The organism is Staphylococcus sp. GDH8C109P (genome assembly GCF_017893405.1).
In the GTDB taxonomy this organism is placed as follows: domain Bacteria; phylum Bacillota; class Bacilli; order Staphylococcales; family Staphylococcaceae; genus Staphylococcus; species Staphylococcus cohnii.
Genome location: NZ_JAESMX010000001.1, coordinates 36,141 through 61,742, shown reverse-complemented (window position 1 = coordinate 61,742; position 25,602 = coordinate 36,141). Strand labels below are relative to the sequence as shown.

Below are 25,602 nucleotides of genomic sequence, written 5' to 3'. Positions count from 1 at the left end.
ATTGGTTTCAAACATGGTCAGCCATTGATAACCTAGTACGGGTTTAATTCAACGCCATTTGGATTTGCATCTTCAGATTGATATTCCGTTTCAACACCTGAAGAAGTAGTATTTCTACTTAAAAATCTTAAGACGTCTTTCATGTTTTGCTGCGATTCTGGTAATTCCATATGAAATTGATACTGATGTCTCAATTTATGAGAACCGTCATAAAATAATGTGTCAACTGGTACGTCTGTTGACTTTAATTTTTTATAGAATTCAATGTTCTGACTATAAAATGGATCAGCATCACCCACTGATAAAAATGTTGGAGGATAATCCTCTGTAACTTGGTTGATAGTAGACATCTCACTTATATACTTAAATTGTTGTTCCCAATCTCGCTTCCCAGTATAGCTTTCCATAAAGAGTTGAATTCTGGGGAATTCTGTTGCTCTAACTGTTTTCATGTCATAAAATCCACCAAAAAAGATGGCCGCTTTAAGCTGATCTGGTTCGAATTGTTGCTTAAAGTCCATATCTTCTCTTAAAGATTCATTCGTTTGTATCGCTGTGAATTGACTTGATAATTGTGCACCTGCGGAATCACCACCAAAGATAACTTGATTGAAATCAATAGGCAGTTCATGTTTATTTCTCTTAATAAAACTCACCGCTTGATCAATCTGTTGTAATTGCATAGGATATTTAAAATCTGGCGCAAGTGCATAATTAATATTCACCACAATATATCCCTGCTCAGCAATCTTAGATAATAGTGGGTTTTTATATTGTTTATCTCCTGCAATAAATCCTCCACCATGCATCCAAAAAATTACTGGAAGTTTATTATCTTGATCTAATTCATTCGGAGTTAATATATCAAGTCGACTATTTGGCAATCCTTTACCATAGGTGATATTTGTAAAAGCATTCACATTTTTATTATTAATTTGAACTTTTTCGTGTACTTTACCCGTGTTTTGTCTATCATACTGTAATTTTAAAAGTACTGCCATAACTACTACAACAGTGACAATGATAAAAGTTGTGATAAGGGTCCATTTATGTTTTTTCTTCATAGATTACCTTTCCTTTCGGAAGCATTGTACCATAATAAATAAGTTCACAATAGTATTACAAGGATAATGAAGTAGAAAACTCAGCTTGCATTAGTTGGCAAGCTGAGCTATATCATATATAAATTATGTTTTCACTTTTAAAGATTAAGCAATAAATTTCTTGTTTTGTCGTTTTCTACTGTAATACTTAATAAGTACTCCAATAACAACAATTAAACCAACATATCCCATTATTGGATATAAGTAGTTAATTAATCCTGCGAAACCTACAAAGCTTAAACCATAAGCCACAATTACCATAACTATGATAAAGATATGATACTTTTTACTGTATGGTTCAGTAAATCTCGCTGCAAATGAATACATTAAACCTAAGATTGTATTATACATTACTGCTAACATAATTACCGATAGCACAAGTGCTATCCAAGGATTAATTGCATTTGCTAACGTTAACATCGGAATATCTGCATCCTTGATTTTTGGGAATTCAGACTGTAATGCAAAGTTGATTAACGCTAATAATATGGTATAAATAATACCTCCAAATAGCGCACCAGCGCCTGAAACGCGACGTCTTGAAGCATCGCCACCTATAGCGACAATAGTACTGAATCCTACAGCAAATGCAAGACCACCGTAGTTAATACCTTTAAGTATTCCTAACCATAAGCTGTCATGTGGTACAGTTTCGTTAACTTTTCCAAATGAAATACTACCATTGAAAAGATAGTACGCAGCAATAATAACTACTAATATAATTAAGAATGGCGTAACAATACCTAAAGCTCGTACAATTTTATTAAAGTCCATCAATAGTGTGATATATATTGCGATTACCATTATCAATGCACCTAACCACGTTGGTACACCGAAGCTTTCTTGAAATGTTGATCCTGCTCCAGCAATCATAGTAACTGAAATACCAAATAGGAAAAAGATAAGTAAGTAGTCTACAATTTTACTGAATGCATTTCCAAATAAATAGTCTAAAGTTGATTCATGGTTTTGTGCGTCAAACGCAGTCCCAATTTTTGCAACTTGTCTACCAATAAATCCTAAAATTAGCCCAGAAAGTAAAACACCAATATATGACCATAAGCCATATGGTGAGAAGAATTGCATAACTTCCTGTCCTGTTGAAAAGCCAGCACCTACGACGATACCGACATAAGCGAAACCAATTTTTATAGCTTCTTTATTCAACCCCATGTGATAAATAACCTCCTCATAGTTAACACATTTTGTAATTATAACGTACTGACTGTAATTTGCAACATGAGAAAATTAAGATTTGCACAATTCATTAAAATTAAACATAATAGTCAAACAATATATTTCTTTTTAATCATTCATTTTATCTTTTAAAAATAAATCATATACTCCTAGATACACTATAAAAATGAACAATTCACATTAAGATTTTGCAACTTTATACATTTTCTAATTTCATAATAATTCTAAAAATAAAATGAAAATTTTTTTGAAAAAATTTTCATTTCTTCATCTCTCACAGTAATTATTAAATATAAAAAGTAAATTACAGTGTTATTTTCACTCATATGATAATAACAAAAAAATGAGCGGAATAGAAATCTCATTGATTTAAAATGCTTTCATGGTACCCACCCTAACGAGCTATCCCAATATTTCAAGAAAATAATGCTTAGTTTCACCTGATCTTCTGCCCAAACATAAAAGGCTGAGACAATCCATTTGTCTCAGCCTCAAAAGTCATTTTCATATACATTTGTTTTTACATCAGAATTAAACACTATACTAAAATTTAATTATCACTCAAGTTAATGTGCATTTTTAAAACGATTTAGTTCATTGAAATCAACGACAACATTATCTAAACGTTTCGCTGTTTCTTTAAGTACATTACGCGCAACGCTATTCGTTGGATCTAGTTTAAGTATTTGGCGAGAAATCTCTAATGCTTTTTTATCAGAAATGACCGGTTCGGGAACTGCATGTAATAACAACATCTGTAATAAGCTTTTTACTTCTTTGCCGTCAGTAAGTTTTATGGATGAATCTGCATGATAATACGCAGAATCTAAAGCACCTTGTAGTTCACTTAATGGATAAACGAGTAGTAGAAAAGCTAAGTCATGCATTTCTGCAGTTTCTTCAGTTTTCATCATATCTAAAATACATGTATAAAACATGATACTTTCCACTTCATGAGCGCTTGAGATATAAGCTTCTTCAAATTCCATAAAATCTGTCTGGGACATAAGACGGTATACTGATTCAAATTCGCCGTTTAAGACATGCTTTTGTATCAATTCTTTCATTGCAATGTCCTCCTAGATATCCAGATTTCTTTAATAGTTAAGTCTCATTTTACCATATCTTAATTATATATTCATATAAAAAAGAATATTTTTGTCAAGTTAATTGAAAAAGTTATAATTACATACGCTACTCATATATGTAATTATAACTTCTTGAATGGCGTCATTACTCCATATTTTTTCATTTAGCCAAATTTCGTATTTAGTTCATTTATCACTTCGTCCACGGTATTTCCTACAGAAATATTTACAGCTGCAGTAAAAGTACCTTCAACAATCGGTGCATCTATTTTTTCTACACGATACTTGCCATCATACATCTCAATCGCTAAATCTAAATTCATTTCAGCAGAACCAATGTCATAAAAACATAATGTGTCATCATCTATTTGATTCACTATTTCTTGAATATCGTCATATGATGTACCGATTTTACCGTTCACACCACCTTGTGCCGTGATCGTGATATCCTCTCCTACCATTTGACTTATCAGTGCTTTAGTACCGTCAGCGATCTCCTTACTATGGCTTACAATGATAATTTGCGTCATATTAATCAGCTCCTATCAATGCGTTTAAAATATATACACTACTCTGTGCTCCCGGATCAACATGTCCTTTTGATGCTTCTTTAAAATAGGCAGCTCTACCTTTAGTAGCTACTATATCCTTAGTGGATTCTGCAAAAGATTGTAAATCTTCAAAAGATAAAGTTTCTCCGTTATTAACTGCTTCATTGGTACGTTCAATAACGTCATACATTGTTTTTTCATTCAGTTCAACTTTACCACGTTGTGCAACTGCCTCTGAAAATGTATTAAGCATTGCTTTTAAATTTTCTTTATCAATTTCATCATCTACAACTTGAGACATTTTCACAAAACTAAATCCATAAAGTGGACCAGAAGCACCTCCAATATTAGACATTAATGTCATACCAGTAGATTTTAATAATGCAGACATAGAACTATCATCTAGCTTTTCGGGTAACGCTTTAAATCCTCTTAACATATTCACGCCATGATCGCCGTCACCAATTGCTCTATCTAATTCTGTTAATAATGCCTCTTTTTCTTCAAAGACATCAACTAAATTAAGCAATTTTTCTTTTAACTCTGATACATTCATACTTCTTCACTTCCTGTCTTATATATTCGTTATTTACGCATTAAAATATGGACTATTTGTCGGTGCAGTCAATGCCTCATAAACTGTTTCTGTATATGGTAAAAAGGTTATTGATAATCCTTCCATATCTAATGAAGTCATATAGTCTCCAACAAACCATAATTTCACATCTTTTTGTTTATCTTTTAATTGTTGTGCCACGTATTTCGTTGCAATATTTAGTTCAGATAAAGGTGTAGCTCCCATACCGTTTATCATCACGATAAGTTGTTCATCTTCTACCTCTTTCAATAATTCGGAGATCAATCGTTCTACAACTATATCAACGCTTTCAACTTTTTCACGTGCTAGACCCTTTTCGCCATGTATACCAATACCGATTTCCATTGATTCATCATCTATATCGAAACCATATTGCCCTGTCGTCGGAACTAACGGCGGCGTTAAAGCCATACCTATTGATTTGATAGTTGGTAATAATTCATCTAATTTTTCTTTAATTAGTGACAACGATGTTCCCTTTTCAGCTAAATATCCAGCTATTTTATGCACAAACACTGTTCCAGCAACACCTCTACGTTGTGCTGTATCACTAACAGCGACATCATCCTTGACCACTACTGTCTCTACTTGAATATCTTCCATTTCCGCCATTTCTTGTGCCATTTCGAAATTCATAACATCACCTGCATAGTTTTTTACAACAAGCAGTACGCCTTCTCCGTTATCCACAGCTTTAATTGCACTTAAAATTTTATCAGGTGTTGGAGATGTAAATACCTCACCGCATACTGCAGCATCTAGCATGCCTTGTGCTACATACCCTGCATGTGCAGGTTCATGACCACTCCCACCACCAGAAACAATTGCTACGCCTTTTTCTTTTTTCTGTTTACGCACTACTACTGTGTCAGCAATTACTTCGACATTTTTATTTGAAATCGAAAGACCATCTAACATATCTGGTAAAAATTGTGTTTTATCTTTAATGAGCTTTTTCATAATGAGGACCTCCTATTTTCACTATTCACTAATAGTATACCCTACACATAAATGTAAACGCTAACAACTCGAAGGTTTTTTCTTTATAAAAAAAGCGGGTCTACAACCAACCATTTTCAAAATTGATCCTAAAACCCGCTCATATATAAAGTTTATGCTTTACTTGCGATTATCTCTAACGGTATGCACATCTCTTTTCATACTTATTTAACACGTACTAAAACTTGATAACTTTTATTCATGTACTTAAACTGATTTTGTTTTATACATTAAATATAAGAAGTAAGGCGCGCCAATAATAGATACAACAATTCCAGCTGGTATGCCAGAAGGTTGTAATATCACTTGTCCGACCGTGTCTGCTAATACAAGTAAAAATGCACCTATTAATATGGAAATTGGTAGAAATAGTTGATGTCTCGGACCAACAATTGATTTAGCAATATGTGGACCTAGCAAACCTATAAATCCAATAGCTCCCGCAACAGATACCGCAGCTGAAGACAGAATTACTGCTATTAATAATAATACAATGCGTTCTCTACCAATTTTCACCCCAACACCTTGAGCAATATGTTGATGTGTATTTAATAAATTTAATACATTCGCTTTTAACAATAAAAATGGTATAAGTACAATGACCCAAGGTAAAAAGGCAATTACAAACGCCCATTCATCACCCCAAATGTTACCCGCAAGCCATGAAGCAATAAACTCTGATTGATCTTCATCAAATGTTGACATTAGTGTCAGCGAACCACCACTTAAAGCTGTAGCCATACCTACACCTACTAACACCATACTTGCTGGAGTAATACCTTCACCTTTATTATAACTAAACGAAAAAATAATTAGCGCAGTTAGTATACCACCAATCATACTTATAAATGGTAATACATACACAAAATTATCCACATTAACTTGACCGACTACTATAAATAATGCAATGGCAAACCCACTTCCCGCATTTATACCTAAAATACCAGGTTCAGCTAATGGGTTTTTAGACACACTTTGTATAATAGCCCCACTCATCGCTAATGCAGCTCCGGCTAAAATAGTTATAACCATCCTTGGAAATCGAAATTCCATAAGTATCAGAGTATCAGTATATTCCCCTTGACCTATGAGTGTTTTAAAAAAAGTACCTACCGACATCTTATATTCACCTGAAGTCATGCTCCAAGCACATGCGAATATTATCAATATTATAAGAATAATCACGGTAATGAACTGTTTATATCTTAATTTTGGGTCTATCATGAAAAGCGTCCCCCTCGTTTAACCAAATACAAGAAGTAAGGTACGCCAATAAATGAAATAATTGCACCTACTGGAGCTTCACCTAACATGCGTGCTAACGTATCTGCAACGAGTAGCAATAAGCCACCAACAACAGCAGTTAATGGCAGAACACGAGCATAGTCTGTACCTACTAAATAACGTACAATATGCGGGACCATTAGTCCTACAAATGCTATTTGACCAACCATCGCTACAGCAATACCTGCCATAACCATGGATATAATTAATGCAATCGCTCGTGTTAATGCAACATTTTGTCCCAATCCAATCGCTAAAGTTTCACCTAAATTTAAAATTGTTAAATGTTTACTCATCGCGATGATGATAACCAGCGCAATAATGATAAATGGCGCTGCCCAAACGAGCTGTCCCCAAGTCGTACCAGAAACACCGCCAGCGCTCCAAAACGTTAAACTTTGATTTAATCTAAACAATAACGCTACACCTTGACTTAAAGCTGTTAGCAAAGCACTTACGGCAGCCCCAGCCAATATAATCCTCATTGGATTAAAACCATCACTTCTTGACCTGCCAATCATCAGTACAATAAAGCCACCCATGATAGCACCGACAAATCCTGCAATCATCAGCACTATAAATGGTGCTGTCGGATAAAATGCAAAAGTTAGCGCTAACATAAATGAAGCACCTGAATTTAATCCAATTAAACTCGGGTCTGCTAAACCATTTTTAGTAACGCCCTGAATGACTGCACCTGAAGTCGCCAACGCTACACCTACGAGCATTGCACCTATATCTCTTGGAATACGTATTTCGCTAATGATATTATGTTGCTGATTCTTATTATCATAATTGAATATAGCATCAAATATTGTTGAAATATGAATTTTTGCATCTCCAATCAATATTGATACCGTCAAAGCAATGACTAACAGAATCAAACTGATTATAAAAGTTGTTGTGAAGCTTAATTTCCCTTTTTTTTGCGTAGCCATGTTTACACCTAAATTTCTGAATAGCTTTTTCTACATAAATCATAGGTAACTAGCATTGGTTTCCCTGTTCTAGGGTCTGTACTAATTTCTACATCTATATTGAATACTTTTTCTAAGTTTTCTTTAGTTAAAACATCTTCCGTATCTCCAGCAGCGACAATGTCTCCATGTTTCATCGTAATTAGATGATCTGAGAAACGAACTGCTTGATTAATATCATGTAACACCATAATAATAGTGCAGCCTTGTTCCTGGTTTAATTGAGTAATTAATTCTAAGATTTCTAATTGATGTGAAATATCTAAATATGTTGTAGGTTCGTCTAAGAAAATAATATCTGTTCGCTGTGCTAATGCCATGGCAATCCACACTCTTTGACGTTGACCACCACTTAAATCATTGATAGAACGTAGTCGGAATTCATAAGTTCCTGTTACATTCATTGCCCAGTCAATTTCTTTTTTATCTTCAGCAGAAAGTCTTCCAAACCCTTTTTGATGTGGAAAGCGACCATAAGAAACAAGCTCTCCAACCGTAAGTCCATCAGCGACCTCTGGAGATTGTGGTAAAATAGCAATTTTTTTTGCGACTTCTTTTGTTGATTGTGTATGCAGGTTTTCACCATCTAATTTAATTTCACCATCTTTAATTGGTAAAAGACGTGACAATGCTTTTAGTAATGTAGACTTTCCACAACCATTTGGTCCTATAATGGATGTAATTTTACCGGTTGGAATATGAACATCCAAATTATCGACGATAACATTATCCCCATAACCTATCGTAACTTGTTCTCCTTCTAATCGAGTCATAATTTCCCTTCTTCCTAATACAAAATGTACCAAAAAAGCAATCTATATCTATACCACTTTAATCTAATCCGTTATTTAAATGATAATCATTATCACAGATGATATTATATCATTTTTTAGATATGATGACTAATAAATGTTCTATGATAATATGCAATATGTATAGTCTATAAATATGTTTAGGTTTGCCATATTGTATTTTAAGCCTCATGATTAATTTCTTGTTTGTCGAATTATTGTAGCTATACCTAAATTAAAACCTTGATATATCAAGGTTTTAATTTGATTTTTTCATTATTAATGTTCATCAATTAAGAAACCATTACCATAAACATCACGAACATCATGTATTACTAAAAATGCCTCATTATCGATGCGTTTGATTAAACGTTTCGCCTTACTAACTTGTGTTTTAGTAATAACAACATACAATATGTCTTTTTCTTGTTTAGAGAAATAACCTCTACCATTTAGTATAGTTAAACCACGTCCAACTTGTTCATCAATCACTTTCGCTATTTCATCTGGTTTACTAGAAATAATCGTCATTGCTTTTTTCGTATTTAAACCTTCTATAACATAATCCATTACTTTTGTACCGATATAAAGTGAAATCACTGTGACTAATGCACTTGGAACAGGAATTACTGTTAATGATATTGCAACAACAATTAAATCAAAGAACAACAGTGCATATGGTGTACTAACATCTAAATATTTATTAGCTATTCTAGCCAATATCGTTGTTCCAGCAGTTGTCCCTCCTGCAAGAACGATAACACCGATACCTAGACCTACAGACATACCACCAAAAACTGCATTAACTAATATGTTACCTGTCTCAATTTTCCAACTCACTGTTAATTCCAAAAATAGTGAGATCAATACTGTCGCCACTATCGTTAAATACATACTTCTTTTACTTAAAAACTTGTAACCTATAGCAATAAGTACTGCATTGAATACAAAGTTTGTTACACCAGGAGAAATGTGAAAGGCATAATAGAGTACGATAGCTATACCGGTCACGCCTCCTTCGCCTAAATCAGCAGATATGATAAAAGTATTAACGCCTGCTGAAAATATAAATGACCCAATTACAACGAATAACAAATCTCGTACTGTTTTATTCACCCACATGACCCCCTCAAATTAACTTCAATCAATTGAATAGTAGCAAACTATAGAACTTACCACAACATCATTCGAAAAAAATTCTGAACCACATACTTGCAAAAGCTTGATTTTATAAGGTTTGCTTTTAATATTATTTTAAAAGTTCAAAAATTCTGAATTTTCGGTTTACTTATACACTTTCCTTTGCTATAATAAAATCTATCTTCTTATTGATTGCCAATAAGAAGCCATCTCCTTTGTGTTGTTTATAGTAACATACAAAACAATTTTTGCTCGAGTATATTTTTAGTACCTAGTCCTTACTATTAATATACAATTAATTCATTTCCCGTAAAAGCCAAGTAATATTGAATGTGTCTCCTCACTTCAATTACTTGGCTTTATTTTTATTTTCAAAACGCCATGATACCTAACTCACAACTACTAGTGCAAAAAAGGAGCGCTATTGATATCAATAATTAATTGATCTCACACGCTCCTTTACATAGTTAATTCATATGAATGAATACCTTATTACAACGTTTCACTCGATTGACATACCCTGACGGTTGTTTCAGCATCTATCATTTTATAATGAATCACTCATTGAGAATGCTTTACCAAGCAAACAAACCAACAAATCCAGCAGTCATTAGTGATACTAAAATACCCGCTAGTAACATCATTGGCACATATTGTGAAACAAAGTCAGATGTTTTCTTATCTACAATTCCTTTTAATGTTCCAATAATCATTCCTATTGTTGAGAAGTTAGCAAATGATACTAAAAATGTCGCAATAACGGCACGTCTGTGTGGTGAGTATGAATCAATAACATCTTTAATTTGGCCCATTACCACAAATTCATTCGTTACAATTTTCTTAGCCATTTGTTGTGCAACTATCCACGCCTCGTCAAACGGTAATCCTAGCAATAAAGCAAATGGATACATAAATGTACCAAGTATTTGATCTAGACCAAAGCTTCCTTTAATACCAGCCCAACTGCCAACAATACCTGTGATTAAATTAATAAAACGATCAATTAAATCAGAAAGTGCAACAAAACTGATTACAAAAGCAATGATGATTAAAATCAATTTACCCGCATTTAATACTGAATCACCTAAAAATGAGAAAAATGGTTGTTTATCAATTTCTTCATTGCGAATACTGTAAATAATATCTTCTTTTTCTTCGACAGAAACAGGGTTTAAAATAGAAGAAACAATAATCGCATTAATGATATTTAATGGAATAGCTGTTAACACTAAATCACCAGGTATCATTGATACATATGCGCCAACAATCGCACCAGAAATCGAACTCATCGACATCATCGCTACCGTTAACACACGTGTCTCTTTCATGCGTTTCAATTGTTCATTTGAAACTGCTAATGCTTCTGTATTTCCTAAAAACATCATTTCAATACCAAAGAAAGACTCGAATTTTGGCTGACGTGTAATTTTAGCTAAAACCCAACCAATACCACCTATAACTTTGGGTAATACATTAAAATACATCAAAATATCAAACAGTGGCACTACTAATAGTATTGGAAATAGTGCACTCACAGCCATATCCATCATTTCAGTATTTGTCCAACTGGCAAATGCAAACCCTGTACCTACATGGGCTGAATCAATGACCCATGAAATACCATTCGCTAATAATTGAACGCCTGCTTTCCCCCAAGGGAAATACATAAAGAACCACGCTAAGAACAAGTTAATCACGACTAAAATACCAATTGATTTCCACTGAATATCTGATTTCTTTCTAGAAAAAAGAACAGCAATACCTAAAAACACAATTAACCCAATAATATTAATTAGTAAAAACATCATACACCCACCATTTCCTATTAAATAAATAATTAATTGAATATTTAAAAGCAACACTCGATTATGTATAAGAATTATTAAGATGAGTACATTTTCTCTCGCTCATTAAATAAGTTGTAAAGATTAATTACATAGCGGCAAATATACTCATCTTAAATTTTGTTACCCATTTATTTAATTTCATTCTTGATAAAAATCTATCATTCCCCAAATGATTGTTACTTATGAATTCACAATAATTATACCATGTATGTACATTATATAAAATAAAAATTTTATGGTTCGTTTATAGTCAAAAAATATATTTATACAATATCAAATTATACGTGTTTTTAATATTACTTTGTTAAATTTTGTGTATGAACAAATTGTTGATATTTTTCATGACTGGCAATCAACTCCTGATGATTACCTACACCTGTAACACTACCGTTATCAATAAAAATAATTTGTTCTGCTTTTTTAATGGTAGATAGTCTATGGGCAATCACGATAGTGGTTCTGTTTTCCATCAATTCTTCTAAAGCATCTTGAATCTTTCGCTCACTTTCGCTATCTAAGTTAGCAGTTGCCTCATCCAATAATAAGATATCTGGATTTTTAACAAAACTTCTTGCAATATCTATACGTTGACGTTGGCCCCCTGACAATTTTAAGCCTCTCTCGCCAACGATTGTGTCATAACCATCTTCAAACGCAATGATAAATTCATGACAATTTGCTAATTTTGCATAGTAAATTAATGCTTCATTTGAAACTTCACGATTAATTCCATATAAAATGTTATCTCTGATTGTGCCATTCATCATTGAATTAGATTGCATAACATAACCAATTTTTTCACGCCAATCACCTAGATTTATATCATAAATCGATTGGCTACCATAAGTGATATCACCTTGTTCTATGTCATACATTCGCTCTATAATATTAAAAATTGTACTCTTACCTGAACCTGAAGGCCCCACAAAAGCAGTAATGCTACCAGAAGGTATATCAAAATTCACATTTGTAAGAATTGGTTTATTACCGTATTTAAAATGTACATTTTCAAATGATAAGTTACCCTCGATGATTGGTTTCGCTTGCTCTAATTCAAAAACTTCAGTAGGTTCTTCCATTATTTCATAGATACGACTACTTGCCCCGACAGCCTTTTTATAATCTGTAACCAAAGTAGATAAATTGATGATAGGTTGTGTGAGTTGTATAACATAAAAAATCATTGCAATTAATGTTCCAGCTGTAATTGCTCCAGTAGAAATTCGAATTGCACCAAATCCTAAGATAACTGCAATTGTTAATAACATAATCACACCTGATATAGGTTGTATGATAGCTGTAATCTTAGCTTGCTTTAGTCCTAAAAAATATATTTCTTGTAAATTTTTATGCGCATTGTTTAACTCTGTTTTTTCTGTACGTGAAACTTTTACTAGTCGCATTTCTGTTAATACACGGCCTAGTAAACCACTGAAATTCGCAATCTCGGTCTGTGTTTTTTTAGAAATATTTTGCATAATTTTACCTAATGGAATCATAATTAATACAAATATAGGTATCGTGATAAAAGTTAGCAAGGTCATTTGCCAATCCATCACAAATAGCATTATTAATGAACCAATAATAGTCAACACAGAAGGTAATAAGTTTGGCAATTTTTGTGAAATAAATTCATTGATTACTTTTGTATCGTCTGTTAAACGACTCATTAATTGTCCACTTTCATTTTTATCAAAAAAAGGCATTTTTAAGTGAATGATGTGTTTCCATAAAACAGATCGAATCGCGTATATGATTTTCTCACCAATTTTACTCAATAAATACAGTCCTATACCACTAAGTAAAGCATTGATAATAAATATAGAAATAAATGCAGTGATAAACATCCAATTAATATTTTCAAAAGAAAATTTATCTACAAGTTTACCTGTAAAAAAAGGAACTACTAGCCCTGTAATACTACCTAATGAAGAAATTAAAACAGCTATGATAATCAGACCAACAGGCCATGATAATTTTTTAAATAAGTAGAATAATGGATTCTCTTGATTCATGTCTAATTTACCTCTTCTAAAAATATTTTAAATTACCTCTTACTTATATAAATTTATGAGCAGATGAATTTCGATGTAATAAGTTAAATTAATTTCAACTTATTTTATCATGTTTTACACAATAATTTTCAATTAATTAGTTATTAAAAATATTCTTCTGTGTAATATTTTATAAACTACATACAATATGCTAAAATACTTCTATTGCAATAAAACAGAACATGTTAAGAGGGAATGTAATTATGAGAAAGTTAATTCTGGCAATTGTAACTGTACTCTTCGTCGGTTCAATTATAACACCTTTTGCCAAAGCTGAAACAGTAACACCTACACAGGTGGCAAATCAATATGGTTATAATGTTACTGATAATTATCAACCTGAAGGTGCAGTGAATATCGCCCAAACTGGTCAAATTCTTTATCAATATAATGCTGATAAAGAGTGGTATCCTGCTTCGATGAGTAAATTAATGACCATGTATTTAACACTCGAAGCAGTTAATAACGGGGATTTATCATTAGATGATAAAGTTAAAATCACAGACAAACATTACAGAATGTCTACTTTACCTGAATTAAGTAATACCAAGCTTTATCCTGGGGAAACATACACGATTAAAGAGTTACTCCAAATCACTGTTTCAAATTCAAGCAATGCCGCAGCACTTATACTCGGACAAGAAGTATCCGGAAACCTGTCAGATTTTACAGATGCAATGAACAAAAAAGCGAAATCAATAGGTATGAAAAATACACATTTTGTTAATCCAACAGGCGCGGAAAACAAACAATTAAAAGATTTCGCACCTGAAAAATATAAAAATGAAGAAAATAATACATCAACAGCCAAAGATTTTACAATTTTAGCTCAGCGTACCATTCAAGATACACCGAAAATTATTTATTTCACTAAACAATTAGCTCCAACCCAACACGGCGTTACATATTACACATTCAATCATTCTTTAGAAGGTGCGGATATGAGCTTAGAAGGTACTGATGGTTTAAAAACTGGTTCTAGTGATATTGCAGATTACAATCATACGATCACTACAAAAAGAGGTAATTTTAGAATTAATCAGACAATTATGGGTGCCGGTAACTATGACAACTTAGGCGGCGAAAAACAACGTAATATGATGGGAAATGCCTTAATGAACATGTCTTTTGATCAATATAAATACAAAAAAATTATTTCTAAAGGCAATCACAAAATTAATGGTAAAACATATTATGTAGAAAAAGATTTATACGATGTGCTTCCAAATGATTTTGATAAAAATGATTATAAATATGTAATCGAGGATGGTAAATTGCATATTGAGTATGACCGTAAATTCATTTCTGAAAAATACGGTCCACCAACAGTCAATGTAAGTAAACCAATCCTACATCAAACTACTACAGTTGTGAAAACAACGTGGGATGAACATCCAATTCTCACTTTATTAGGTACTATTTTAATCATAGCTGCAATGGCAATTATTATTTATCTTTTTATCGAAACTTTCAAAAACAGAAAAAATCATAAATAAAGTACCTGAATATCAGTACCAAAATTCAGCCCCGAAAAGATGCTTTAATATAGCAATCTTTTCGGGGCTTTTACACTATTGTTAGTTCGAGGACTAAACAAATTGAGGCTGGGACACTAAGAAGTCCCAGCCTCGCTTAATATATTTACTAAACATATGATTTATTAAAATTACAATTCATGATCGACAAATTATTGTCAATTTATTTTTCGGCATCGCCATAAAGTTCTTTTTTGATTTTAGTAGTAGAAATGCCTTCTGTACGGTTAAGGTAAATCACTTCACATTTATCTTTCAAGAAGTCAAATTCACCTTCCCAGTCATGCCCCATTACAAAAGTATCGATTTCATAACGATCAACGTCGATTTCTTTTTGTCCCCATCCACTTTCAGGGATTACAAGATCAACATAACGAATAGACTCTAACATCATTTTTCGTTGTTCATAATTGTAATAAGACTTTTTATTTTTAATGCGATTAAACTCATCTGTAGATAATGCAACCACTAAATAATCGCCCATTTCTCTAGCTCTTCTTAATAATTCAATGTGACCATAATGTAATAAATCATACGTTCCATAAGTAATAACACGTTTCATACGCTCATACTCCTTAACAAAATTTAATTAAAATTTACATTTTTTAAAAGTATAGCACACTGATTTGAAGTTTACGAACTATACCCAAAATTCATTTTTTTAGTAATTGTTTTAATTTCAATTTACCTCTGAATTTTACACGTTTCGGTAATACTTCAATTTGAAAGCGGTAATAATTCGGTCGACCAATGCCAACATTAAGTAATGCTTCTTGCCATTTTTTATATAATGATTTATTCCAGTTCTTACCACATCGTTCAACAACTTTAATTATTCTAAACATTGCCTCTCCTGAATAATCTGATTCCTGCATATTATACATATAAGATGTTACAACATCTAAAAATGGGTCTGTTAGTTTTTTATTATTTGTGAGATATGCTTGCAGCAAATAACTGACAATGAGCTCATCCATACGATAACTGTAATAAATCCTTGCTTCCCTTAACAATAATGTATCCATCACTCTATGTCTTACTTTAATCGCATCACTCATATAATTTACAAATCGATCTGCTCTTTGAGCTGTGATCGACCCTTTTTCTTCATGATAACCATACACAATGAATGGCAATAACTGCACATCTCGTGCTTTCTTATACGCTTTTATCATAAATGTATGTTCTTCGCAAAACACTACATCTTCATCAAAACGCAAATCTTTGAAAGTCGCACTGAATAACTTACCTCCAGGTCCGATAGACTGCATCATTTCAGGACATTGCGCTAAATTCACTTTATCAAATTTTTGTATTGGCTGATGCGTATAAAAACTTTGCCACGTGCCATTATTTAATCTACCGATTTGTCCTAATACAATATCTACATGTTCATCCTGTTGAAAGTAATCGGCCATAGCATCTATACTATTAGGCAAAAACACATCGTCTGCATCTAAAAACATAAAAGCATCACCTGTGACGTAGGCCAATGCATTATTTCTACTCATCGCTGCACCTTGATTTTCCTGATTAATAATCCGAATGTTTTTGTATGCTTTTTGTAATCTTTCTAAAACTTGTTTACTCTCATCTGTTGAACCATCATTGACACAAATAATTTCATAATCTTGCTTTGTATCTACAGAACTTATTGCTCTTTGAATAGTATTTGCCGCATTATAGACGGGTATGATAACTGATATTTTCATGTTTTCACCATTTTCTCTATATGATTTATAACCTGATTTAAACTATTTTGATCATTATAATCATGCCAATTTTTAAATAGCGGTTTTAATTCACTTGCATGTGCTTGAAGTATATGAACGATGTCCTCTTCACTATATGCTTTGTAAAGTTCTGGAATTTCATAATAATATGAATTTAGTCCCCGTACTCGTTCATAATTTGCTTCATCGTAGACATAAAATAGCGTTGGCTTATTTAATAAACTTGCCTCAATTGCTAATGAACTGTAATCTGTAATGATAACGTCCGCCATAATCATCAATGATTGTAGATTTATATGATATTGCTTATCTTGAGGTAGAGATGGATGTAATTTACTAATCAATGTATATGAAGGCAACGCTGTTTCAAAACGTGCTTTATCAATAACGTGATTGGCTTGATGATGCTCGCGGTACGTAGGTACATAAAGTGCTAATTTATCCTTGATACCATATTGTAATTTTAATGCATGTTGCTTTTGTTTAATGTCTAAGTTCACATATGGAACAAGACGTGGCAATCCAGTTCTTAAAAACTGATCATCTCGTGCACCAAATGAGGCTTTAAAGCAATCCACCATTGGCTCGCCCCCCACTAAATATTTATCAGTAGCCTGATAAACTTTTTTATATTGCTTCACCATTTTTTTATTGTTTAAATCTACTTGGTGGTCAGTAAGTCCAAAATTTTTCAAAGCGCCAACAGCGTGCCAGGTTTGAATCATTGTCTGTTGTGATTTCTTTTTGAAACCACCAAACAATAAATAATATGTATCTATCACTATGATTTTTGCCGTACTCATCGCCTTTATATGTTTGAAGACTTGTTTATTGCCTGCAGGTATAAATGACACATTGTCTAATCGTTCAACATGTTTTCTATTTATTTCCTTGGCAATCACTGTCACTTTATAAGATTTTCTATTTAATGCTTCAATAATTGGAAGTACATCTTCAACAAATGTCATCATGACCACAATATGTTGTGAATCTATTTTTTTCTTTATATAAATCAAATTTAAAAAGCTAATGATTGTCATATAAAGCTTTTTTATTAACTGTCTCAAATTTCCACCGCCGGTTATTATTTATTCTCTTTTATTATAGCTATTTTATATTTAAAATTATAGAAAAATCCTTTAATGACATTTAAGCCATCAAAGGATTTAATATAACACGTTTTTGTCTAAATTCCATTACATAAAGTCTGCAAAATGATCTCTATAACGCATATGCAAAATTGATCCTATAACAAATAAAAATACGATAATAAAGAAGTTATAGAATGTTAATTCCCAATGTGTAACAAAATACCATTCATTGTATAGAACAGATGCACGATACGCCTCAGCAAGATAATATATTGGATTTAATTGCATAACATCTTTAACGATACCTTCTGGCGGTACAATTAAAATAGATGAAGCAAAGAATACCATTCTCATTAATGCTTGTATTGCTGGTTGTGTATCTTTTACTAGCACACCTAACGTAGAAGTAAACAGTGCTACTGTTGTAGTAAAAATTAGTGCAAACGGCACATATAAAAATAATTGTAATGTATAGATTGATGGATAATATCCGCCTAGCATACATAATAAAATAACAGCAACTAATAGTGCGATATGCCCATAGAACCTACTCATCACTATATATGATGGTATGATTGATAACGGGAAATTCATCTTAGCGACATGATTATATTTACTTGCGATGGATTTCGTACCTTCTAAAATACCTTGGTTAACAAAGAACCACATACTAATACCAACGAGTAACCAATAAATAAATGGCACGCCTTCGATTGGATTATTAGTTCTAATTCCAAGACCGAATACAAACCAATAAACCATAATTTGCATTGCTGGGTTAATTAATTCCCAAGCCATACCAAGGTAATTATTGGTGTTAGTAATTTTAACTTGGAACTGTGCTAACCTTTGAATTAGATAGAAATTTTTAAAATGCTCTTTTAAGACTACCCACACTGCACTCATTTAAATAAACCACACTTTCAATCAATTTGCTAATCATAATTATGCTATAAAAAAGACTACATTCAAATCTAATATACGCTTTGTTTTTAATCTTAACAACCTATATTTAATTAAGGAAATTAAATATTTTATGTGCTAAAAGCGGATGTGCTTACACATATGATTGTTGTATAATAGAAAAACAATGATGCTAAAATGACTTCATTTTAGTTGATTTTATAACTTAAATTCAGTAAACTTTAACAATTGTATAAGAACGTTATCTTAAAATTTGTACTCACTTACTTTACAATAGGTTAATAAATTTAACAACTAATATATAATATAATATACTATATACTATCTGCAAATAAGGAAGGTAAAATTATGAATGTATCGGTTAACATTGAACATGTAACTAAAGAATACCGTATCTATCGCAATAATAAAGAGCGTTTAAAGGATGCTTTAGTCCCTTTTAATAAAAATAAAACCTTTTATGCGCTGAACGATTTGTCACTAACTGCATACGAAGGTGATGTTATAGGTCTCGTAGGCATCAATGGGTCAGGCAAATCTACGCTTAGTAATATTATTGGTGGCTCCCTATCTCCTACTGCTGGAGATGTTGATCGTCACGGTGAAGTTAGCGTAATTGCAATTAATGCTGGTTTAAATGGACAGTTAACAGGTATTGAAAACATAGAATTCAAAATGCTATGCATGGGATTCACAAGAAAACAGATTAAAGAATTAACACCTGATATAATTGAATTTAGTGAATTAGGAGAATTCATTTATCAACCTGTTAAAAAATATTCCAGTGGTATGCGTGCCAAGTTAGGTTTCTCAATTAATATCACGACAAATCCAGACATTCTTGTTATTGATGAAGCATTATCTGTTGGAGACCAAACTTTTGCTCAAAAATGTTTGGATAAAATTTACGAGTATAAAAAGCAAGGTAAAACCATCTTCTTTGTTAGTCATAATATGAAACAAGTGCGTGAATTTTGCACTAAAATCGCATGGATAGAAGCTGGGAAATTAAAGAAATTTGGAGAAATAGACGAAGTCCTACCTGAATATGAAAAATTCCTGAATGGTTTTAAAAAATATTCCAAAGAGGAACAAAAAGCATTTAGAAGTAAATTAGATAATTCAAGATTTGAAGTTAAATAATATTATTGCATATTAAATGTAATAGATAACGACTGTCTAATTACATAGCAATTTTAATGGACTGATAATCATCTCGTTAAATTAGTAATTGTAAAACGTATCAATCTCATTTTAGTAAAAACCGGCTATAGCGCAAACGATGCTATAACCGGTTTTTATTATTGCTTGGTTTTTTGCTTAATCACTTTAAATACAAATTTCGGTATTGCTTTCATTCTGCCAAACCGCTTCCAATCAATGATAAAACGATAAACCCATTCTATATTTAATTTGCGAAATATTTTTGGTGCCCTTTTTTTCGTTCCACTAAAAACTTCAATAGATCCGCCGACACCCATTAGCAACGTCTGTTTAAAATGATTATCATGACGTTCAATCCATTGTTCTTGCTTTGGATAACCCATTCCAACGAAAACATAATCTGGATTAAATGAACTAACGTGTTTCAATACCGTTTCATCTTCTAAGTTAAAATAGCCATGATGATAATCAAAATTAATATTGGGGTATTTTTCACTTAATTGCTTTACAGCTTTCACTACAACCTCGTCTTTTGCACCTAATAAAAAAACTTTTTGATAATTCGCATTAGCAATCTTTAAACACGCTTCCATTAATTCTATACCTGGTACACGCTCTTGCAATGGTTTTTTAAGTAATCTTGAAGCCATAACTACACCAGTGCCATCTGGAATTACATAGTTTGCGCTGTTGATTAACTTAAGATACTCTGCATTTTCGGTAGCAAAATCAACAATTTCAGGATTAGCAGTTACAATAAATAAATTTTTGTCAGTTTCTGATTCAAAAAAAAGTTTTATGCGGTCACGCATTTCTGTCAGTGTTACATTATCAAATAAAACAGATAATACGTTTACCTTTTCTAATTTATTAGCTCTTGTCATGATTGGTTATCTCCTAACTCAACTCTTTTTTCGATACGCTATAATATTTTTCTTGTAATATGAATACAGTCACTCTCGCATATATTACAATATCCATAAAACCTAGGTCAAACAGTGTTAAGCGATAATATACGACAAAAGTCCAAATGCTTTATGGGTATTCTTACTTTATACTATTATATGTGAGATACTGTTTTACCAATACTGTATCTCGTAAAATATCAAATAATCGTATTATACAAATGAGGTATTTCATGTCTAAGCTACATGCGTTTTTCAGTTCATCTATTCAATTACATCTTTATTGGATTATTTTGGTTGCCATAATCTATATCATTATACATACTTATCGGAATAAATCCATAAACCAACTTTTAGATATCTATTTTAATTATATTCCTGTATTAACACATGAATTCGGCCATATATTATTTAATAAATTAAGCGGAGGCAAAGCTAGAGACTTAGTGATTGTTGCAAGACCATCAGAACGTCTAGCAACATCTCAACAAGGCTTCGCTATAACACAATCAAAAAATAGCATCGGGCAGTCCATCACCACATTTGGTGGCTACATTATGCCCCCACTTATGTTATATATAGGTTTTCTATCAACGCAATATCAATATCCAAGTTTATTTATCACTGCCTACCTATTAATATTTATATATTTTGTATGCTTAACATCTAGAAAGTTGTTACCAATGTTCATCGTAATACTTTTAGTTTTTTTACTATACTGTTTATTTAAAAGTGAAAACCAATTGGCGATACTTTATGTTGTAACCATCACACAACATTTTATATTAGGTGTTTTACTAGGAGAAGTACTTCAATCTTCTTGGACAATATTCAAATTAACGATCTCGACAGATGATATCACTTGGGATGGTAGTACTTTAAAAACATTGACTCATATTCCAACTTTTATCTTTAGCTTTATTTGGATAGCCATCAATTTATTTACGATTTATCAATTATTCCGAGTGTATTTTATTCCTTAGACCTCTTCAAAAAAGCGAAATCTAATTTTTATTTAGATTTCGCTTTTTCATTTCAACTAAACTGTTAATTTTTAAATATGATTACAATGTCACGCTTTTTTCTATACTTTAGACAAATAATTTTACTAAATCAATGTAAATAACAACTTAGAAATGCCAGTATTCAATTTACTATTTTTCCGCATAAATATGTTTAGCATTATCATAACTCAATACAGTCACTTTTTCTTCTTTCTGCACCATCATCACTTTATTCGTATCATCTTTATCTAATATTTTTATTTGTTCACCAATCAATATGGATTTACTCGATAAATAAACTAATAATTCTGTTCTATCACGGACACGTTTTATCGTCACTAAATCACCCGCTTCAAACGACAATAAATCTGTAGTATAAATCTCTTTGTATTTATTGTCTCTAGGAATAACACCACCGTGTGGACAAGTGATTGGATAATCTAATAATTTATCTAACCGTTCAACAAATAAGTGTGAAACTTTATGTTCTAGTACCTCAGCTTCCTGATGTACCTCTTCCCAATTATATTCTAATATCTTAATTAAAAATAACTCTAATAATCGATGTCTTTTTATGATATCTAAGGTATATGTCAATCCTTCTTCGGACAACTGCACACCTTTGTATGGCTTCGTTTCTACAAATCCTGATTTTTCTAAACGATTCACCATTTCACTTACAGATGGTGGTTTGATATTTAAATACTGGGATAATGTCTTGTTTGAAACGAAAGAATGATCGCCATTATGGGTTAAAATTGCCTTTAAATAATCTTCTTTTTCTTCAGTTATCATGGTTTCACCTCTCAAGTCATTCACTTTATTGTATCACGAATCTACTTGACACGCTAAAAGTTAATGTTATATTATAAATTAAATTAGGTTAGCCTAAAATTTAATTTAAGGAGGTAGAAAAATGTTAGAAATTAATAACTTAAATCTCACTTTAGGGAATAAACATATCTTAGATAATATCAATTTAGAAATTCCCATAAAAGGTGAAATTATAGGTATTATGGGACCCAATGGAGCTGGTAAATCTTCTTTACTCAAATCAATTATTGGTGAATTCAAGTCAACAGGCATTGCTAATTTACATAACATTGCTATACAACAAACACTTAAAAATGTTACATACATCCCACAAAAAGCGCATATTGACTTAGACTTCCCAATTAAGGTAGAAGATGTTGTACTTTCAGGTGCTTACAAAGATATTGGCTGGTTTAGGTTTGTTACCCCTAAAACGCGAGCTAGACTTAATCAGCTGCTAACAACATTAGAATTACAAGATTTAAGAAATCGACAAATTTCTGCACTCAGTGGCGGTCAATTACAAAGGGTTTTAGTTGCGAGAGCACTCATGACAGAAAGTACACTCTATCTTTTAGACGAACCATTTGTAGGTATCGATTTCCACAGTGAACAAATCATAATGTCTCAATTAAACGAGCTTAAGAAAGCCGGAAAATTACTTTTAATTGTTCATCATGATTTATCTAAAGCAGAAAAGTATTTTAATCGTGTTATTCTTTTAAACAAAACAATTCGCTTCTTTGGAGAAAGTCATGTTGCCATGCAACCAGATCATTTAAATGAAACTTTCTTAAACCCCACACAAGAAGATCAAGAAAAGTCAGAATCGGCATAAATAGAAAGGAAGTAACACGATATGGAATTTTTTCAACACCTATTTGAATACAAATTTTTAAGCAATGCATTGATTATTTCAATTGTTGTAGGAATCGTTTGTGGTACAGTAGGTTGCCTCATTGTACTAAGAGGTCTTTCCCTTATGGGAGATGCAATGAGTCATGCAGTTTTACCTGGTGTTGCATTATCATTTTTATTCGGCGTTCCTATGTTTGTTGGAGCGTTAGTGACAGGTATGATTGCTAGTATCTTTATCGGATTCATTACCAAAAGTAGTAAAACCAAGCCTGATGCGGCTATAGGTATTAGTTTTACAGCATTTTTAGCAACTGGGGTCATTTTAATTAGTTTAATTAATAGTACCACCGACTTATATCATATTCTTTTTGGAAATCTATTAGCAGTTACACACGCTACTTTTTGGTCCACTGTCGTAGTTGGTTTGATTGTTATGGTTTTAATCGTAACTTTCTATAGACCACTAATGATTTCTACATTCGACCCAATTTTCAGTAGAATGAGTGGTTTAAACACTACATTCTTACACTATTTTGTAATGTTATTGCTCTCACTCGTTACAGTAGCAAGCATACAAACAGTAGGTATTATATTAGTTGTCGCATTATTGATTACACCTGCTTCAGCTGCATTTTTAATCGCTAAAAAACTACATACGATGATGATCATTTCCAGTCTTATTAGTGTTATAAGTTCAATCGTCGGTATGTATTTTAGTTACATTTATAATATTCCAAGTGGTGCAACTATCGTCTTATGTGCGTTTATCATTTATATCATTATTTTCACTTGTAATAAAATGCAATTTTTCGCAAAAAAAGGAGCAATTTAATGAAAAAATTATTAACAATTACAATGATTCTTATATTATTTTTAAGTGCATGTGGCAAAGGAAACAACGATTCTACATCGCAATCCCATGAAAAAATAAAGGTGGTAACAACAAACTCAATTCTTTATGACATGGTCAAAAACGTTGGTGGCGATAACGTAGAAATTCATAGTATCGTACCAATCGGTCAAGATCCACATGAATATGAAGTAAAACCAAAAGATATTAAAGCATTAACTGATGCTGACGTTGTATTCTATAACGGACTAAACTTAGAAACAGGTAACGGTTGGTTTAAAAACGCATTATCACAAGCTAATAAGTCATATGAAGATGGCTCTGTTGTTAAAGTTTCAAAAAATGTTAAACCTTTATACTTAAACGGGGCTAAAGAAGGCGATGAATCAAAACAAGATCCACATGCTTGGTTAAGTTTAGATAATGGTATTAAGTATGTAGAAGAAATAAGCAAAGCCTTGATTAAGAAGAATGACAACTATAAGGATGATATCCAAAGCAATACCAAAGATTACATAGCTAAATTAGAAGATTTGAAAAAAGAAAGTCATGATAAATTCAATGATATACCGAAAGAACAACGTGCGATGATAACAAGTGAAGGTGCTTTTAAATATTTCTCAAAACAGTTTGATATTAAACCTGGTTACATTTGGGAAATCAATACCGAAAAACAAGGTACACCTGAACAAATGAAACAAGCTGTAAAATTTGTGCAAGACAATAACCTTAAACATTTACTTGTAGAAACGAGTGTAGATAAGAAAAGTATGCAAAGTCTAAGTGAAGAAACAAACTTAGATATTTATGGAGAGGTTTATACCGATTCTATAGGTAAGAAAGGTACTAAAGGTGATTCATATTTTAATATGATGCAAGAAAATATCAATACTGTTCACGGAAGTATGGAATAAAATAAGGCTATTAACCTACATTGTAGGTGAGTAGCCCCATACCGTACGTTTCCCTCCTAATGACGTACGGTATGGTGGTATTCAAGCCTTAAATCATCTATCTCCCTTAACTCCATCAATGGTTGGCTCCTCCCCCCATTGATGGAGATTTTTTTTAGTCTTACTTTTCAGCTTTGCTGAAT

Annotated in this window: 24 protein-coding genes; 6 read left to right on the top strand and 18 right to left on the bottom strand. The window is 32.2% G+C overall.

Annotated elements, in window-relative coordinates; genetic code table 11:
- Positions 1-32 precede the first annotated feature (32 nt).
- The 12 genes from KA867_RS00300 to KA867_RS00245 all read right to left on the bottom strand — a co-directional run bounded on the left by KA867_RS00300 (position 33) and on the right by KA867_RS00245 (position 13,590).
- Positions 33-1,064: an alpha/beta hydrolase gene (locus KA867_RS00300; protein WP_210136677.1), complete on the bottom strand. Its 1,032-nt coding sequence runs from the start codon at positions 1,062-1,064 to the stop codon at positions 33-35.
- Between the two features lie 144 nt (positions 1,065-1,208).
- Positions 1,209-2,276 (bottom strand): YkvI family membrane protein, encoded by a 1,068-nt coding sequence (locus KA867_RS00295; RefSeq protein ID WP_107384955.1) that lies wholly within the window; start codon positions 2,274-2,276, stop codon positions 1,209-1,211.
- Positions 2,277-2,866: 590 nt separating this feature from the next.
- Entirely contained in the window at positions 2,867-3,367 is a 501-nt protein-coding gene (locus KA867_RS00290; protein ID WP_019468163.1) for a hypothetical protein, read from the bottom strand.
- Positions 3,368-3,552: 185 nt separating this feature from the next.
- The gene (dhaM, locus tag KA867_RS00285) at positions 3,553-3,918 is read right to left on the bottom strand and encodes a dihydroxyacetone kinase phosphoryl donor subunit DhaM (RefSeq protein ID WP_210136676.1); all 366 of its coding nucleotides are present in this window, start codon (positions 3,916-3,918) and stop codon (positions 3,553-3,555) included.
- Position 3,919: 1 nt separating this feature from the next.
- Positions 3,920-4,495, bottom strand: coding sequence for a dihydroxyacetone kinase subunit DhaL (gene dhaL / locus KA867_RS00280; protein WP_210136675.1), 576 nt, complete (start codon positions 4,493-4,495; stop codon positions 3,920-3,922).
- A gap of 33 nt (positions 4,496-4,528) precedes the next feature.
- Positions 4,529-5,497, bottom strand: a complete 969-nt coding sequence (gene dhaK / locus KA867_RS00275; RefSeq protein WP_210136674.1) for a dihydroxyacetone kinase subunit DhaK — start codon at positions 5,495-5,497, stop codon at positions 4,529-4,531.
- A gap of 246 nt (positions 5,498-5,743) precedes the next feature.
- A complete protein-coding gene (locus tag KA867_RS00270; RefSeq protein ID WP_210136673.1) occupies positions 5,744-6,760 on the bottom strand; it encodes a FecCD family ABC transporter permease in 1,017 nt (338 codons plus the stop codon).
- A complete protein-coding gene (locus KA867_RS00265; protein WP_210136672.1) occupies positions 6,757-7,758 on the bottom strand; it encodes a FecCD family ABC transporter permease in 1,002 nt (333 codons plus the stop codon). The genes KA867_RS00270 and KA867_RS00265 overlap by 4 nt, the downstream gene beginning before the upstream one ends.
- Positions 7,759-7,766: 8 nt before the next feature.
- Positions 7,767-8,570, bottom strand: coding sequence for an ABC transporter ATP-binding protein (locus tag KA867_RS00260; protein WP_019468157.1), 804 nt, complete (start codon positions 8,568-8,570; stop codon positions 7,767-7,769).
- Between the two features lie 297 nt (positions 8,571-8,867).
- A complete protein-coding gene (locus KA867_RS00255) occupies positions 8,868-9,704 on the bottom strand; it encodes a YitT family protein (protein WP_019468391.1) in 837 nt (278 codons plus the stop codon).
- Positions 9,705-10,303: 599 nt separating this feature from the next.
- Positions 10,304-11,533, bottom strand: coding sequence for a NupC/NupG family nucleoside CNT transporter (locus KA867_RS00250; protein ID WP_019468392.1), 1,230 nt, complete (start codon positions 11,531-11,533; stop codon positions 10,304-10,306).
- Between the two features lie 338 nt (positions 11,534-11,871).
- Positions 11,872-13,590 (bottom strand): ABC transporter ATP-binding protein, encoded by a 1,719-nt coding sequence (locus KA867_RS00245; RefSeq protein WP_210136671.1) that lies wholly within the window; start codon positions 13,588-13,590, stop codon positions 11,872-11,874.
- A gap of 242 nt (positions 13,591-13,832) precedes the next feature.
- Between KA867_RS00245 and pbp4 the strand changes: the two genes are divergently transcribed.
- Complete coding sequence (pbp4, locus tag KA867_RS00240; RefSeq protein WP_210136670.1) at positions 13,833-15,125, top strand: penicillin-binding protein PBP4; 1,293 nt, start codon at positions 13,833-13,835, stop codon at positions 15,123-15,125.
- Between the two features lie 202 nt (positions 15,126-15,327).
- On the opposite strand, the gene tagD is transcribed toward pbp4, so the two are convergent.
- The 4 genes from tagD to KA867_RS00220 all read right to left on the bottom strand — a co-directional run bounded on the left by tagD (position 15,328) and on the right by KA867_RS00220 (position 18,894).
- The gene (gene tagD / locus KA867_RS00235; protein WP_019468395.1) at positions 15,328-15,726 is read right to left on the bottom strand and encodes a glycerol-3-phosphate cytidylyltransferase; all 399 of its coding nucleotides are present in this window, start codon (positions 15,724-15,726) and stop codon (positions 15,328-15,330) included.
- 91 nt (positions 15,727-15,817) lie between these two features.
- Positions 15,818-16,876 carry a glycosyltransferase family 2 protein gene (locus KA867_RS00230; RefSeq protein WP_210136669.1) on the bottom strand — a complete coding sequence of 353 codons (1,059 nt, stop codon included), beginning with the start codon at positions 16,874-16,876 and terminating at the stop codon, positions 15,818-15,820.
- Positions 16,873-17,964, bottom strand: coding sequence for a teichoic acid glycerol-phosphate primase TarB (tarB, locus tag KA867_RS00225; RefSeq protein WP_210136668.1), 1,092 nt, complete (start codon positions 17,962-17,964; stop codon positions 16,873-16,875). Before tarB ends, KA867_RS00230 begins: the two co-directional genes overlap by 4 nt.
- Positions 17,965-18,093: 129 nt before the next feature.
- On the bottom strand, positions 18,094-18,894 hold the full coding sequence (locus KA867_RS00220) for an ABC transporter permease (protein WP_019468398.1): 801 nt from the start codon (positions 18,892-18,894) through the stop codon (positions 18,094-18,096).
- 366 nt (positions 18,895-19,260) lie between these two features.
- On the opposite strand from KA867_RS00220, the gene tagH reads away from it, so the two are divergent.
- Positions 19,261-20,055, top strand: coding sequence for a teichoic acids export ABC transporter ATP-binding subunit TagH (tagH, locus tag KA867_RS00215; RefSeq protein ID WP_210136667.1), 795 nt, complete (start codon positions 19,261-19,263; stop codon positions 20,053-20,055).
- Positions 20,056-20,213: 158 nt separating this feature from the next.
- Here the strand turns inward: tagH and tarA are convergent, their stop codons facing one another.
- Complete coding sequence (gene tarA / locus KA867_RS00210) at positions 20,214-20,960, bottom strand: N-acetylglucosaminyldiphosphoundecaprenol N-acetyl-beta-D-mannosaminyltransferase TarA (RefSeq protein WP_210136666.1); 747 nt, start codon at positions 20,958-20,960, stop codon at positions 20,214-20,216.
- 254 nt (positions 20,961-21,214) lie between these two features.
- On the opposite strand from tarA, the gene KA867_RS00205 reads away from it, so the two are divergent.
- Entirely contained in the window at positions 21,215-21,964 is a 750-nt protein-coding gene (locus tag KA867_RS00205) for a M50 family metallopeptidase (RefSeq protein ID WP_210136665.1), read from the top strand.
- Between the two features lie 171 nt (positions 21,965-22,135).
- Here KA867_RS00205 and KA867_RS00200 read toward each other — a convergent pair whose 3' ends face one another.
- Complete coding sequence (locus KA867_RS00200) at positions 22,136-22,780, bottom strand: metal-dependent transcriptional regulator (RefSeq protein WP_210136664.1); 645 nt, start codon at positions 22,778-22,780, stop codon at positions 22,136-22,138.
- 121 nt (positions 22,781-22,901) lie between these two features.
- Here KA867_RS00200 and KA867_RS00195 point away from each other — a divergent pair, with 121 nt between their 5' ends.
- Genes KA867_RS00195 through mntC form a run of 3 tightly spaced genes read left to right on the top strand, consistent with a single transcriptional unit; the run spans position 22,902 to position 25,420 of the window.
- On the top strand, positions 22,902-23,636 hold the full coding sequence (locus KA867_RS00195) for a metal ABC transporter ATP-binding protein (protein ID WP_210136663.1): 735 nt from the start codon (positions 22,902-22,904) through the stop codon (positions 23,634-23,636).
- Between the two features lie 21 nt (positions 23,637-23,657).
- Complete coding sequence (locus KA867_RS00190) at positions 23,658-24,488, top strand: metal ABC transporter permease (RefSeq protein ID WP_019468404.1); 831 nt, start codon at positions 23,658-23,660, stop codon at positions 24,486-24,488.
- Positions 24,488-25,420, top strand: a complete 933-nt coding sequence (gene mntC, locus KA867_RS00185; RefSeq protein WP_210136662.1) for a manganese ABC transporter substrate-binding lipoprotein MntC — start codon at positions 24,488-24,490, stop codon at positions 25,418-25,420. Before KA867_RS00190 ends, mntC begins: the two co-directional genes overlap by 1 nt.
- The last annotated feature ends 182 nt before the right edge of the window (positions 25,421-25,602 follow it).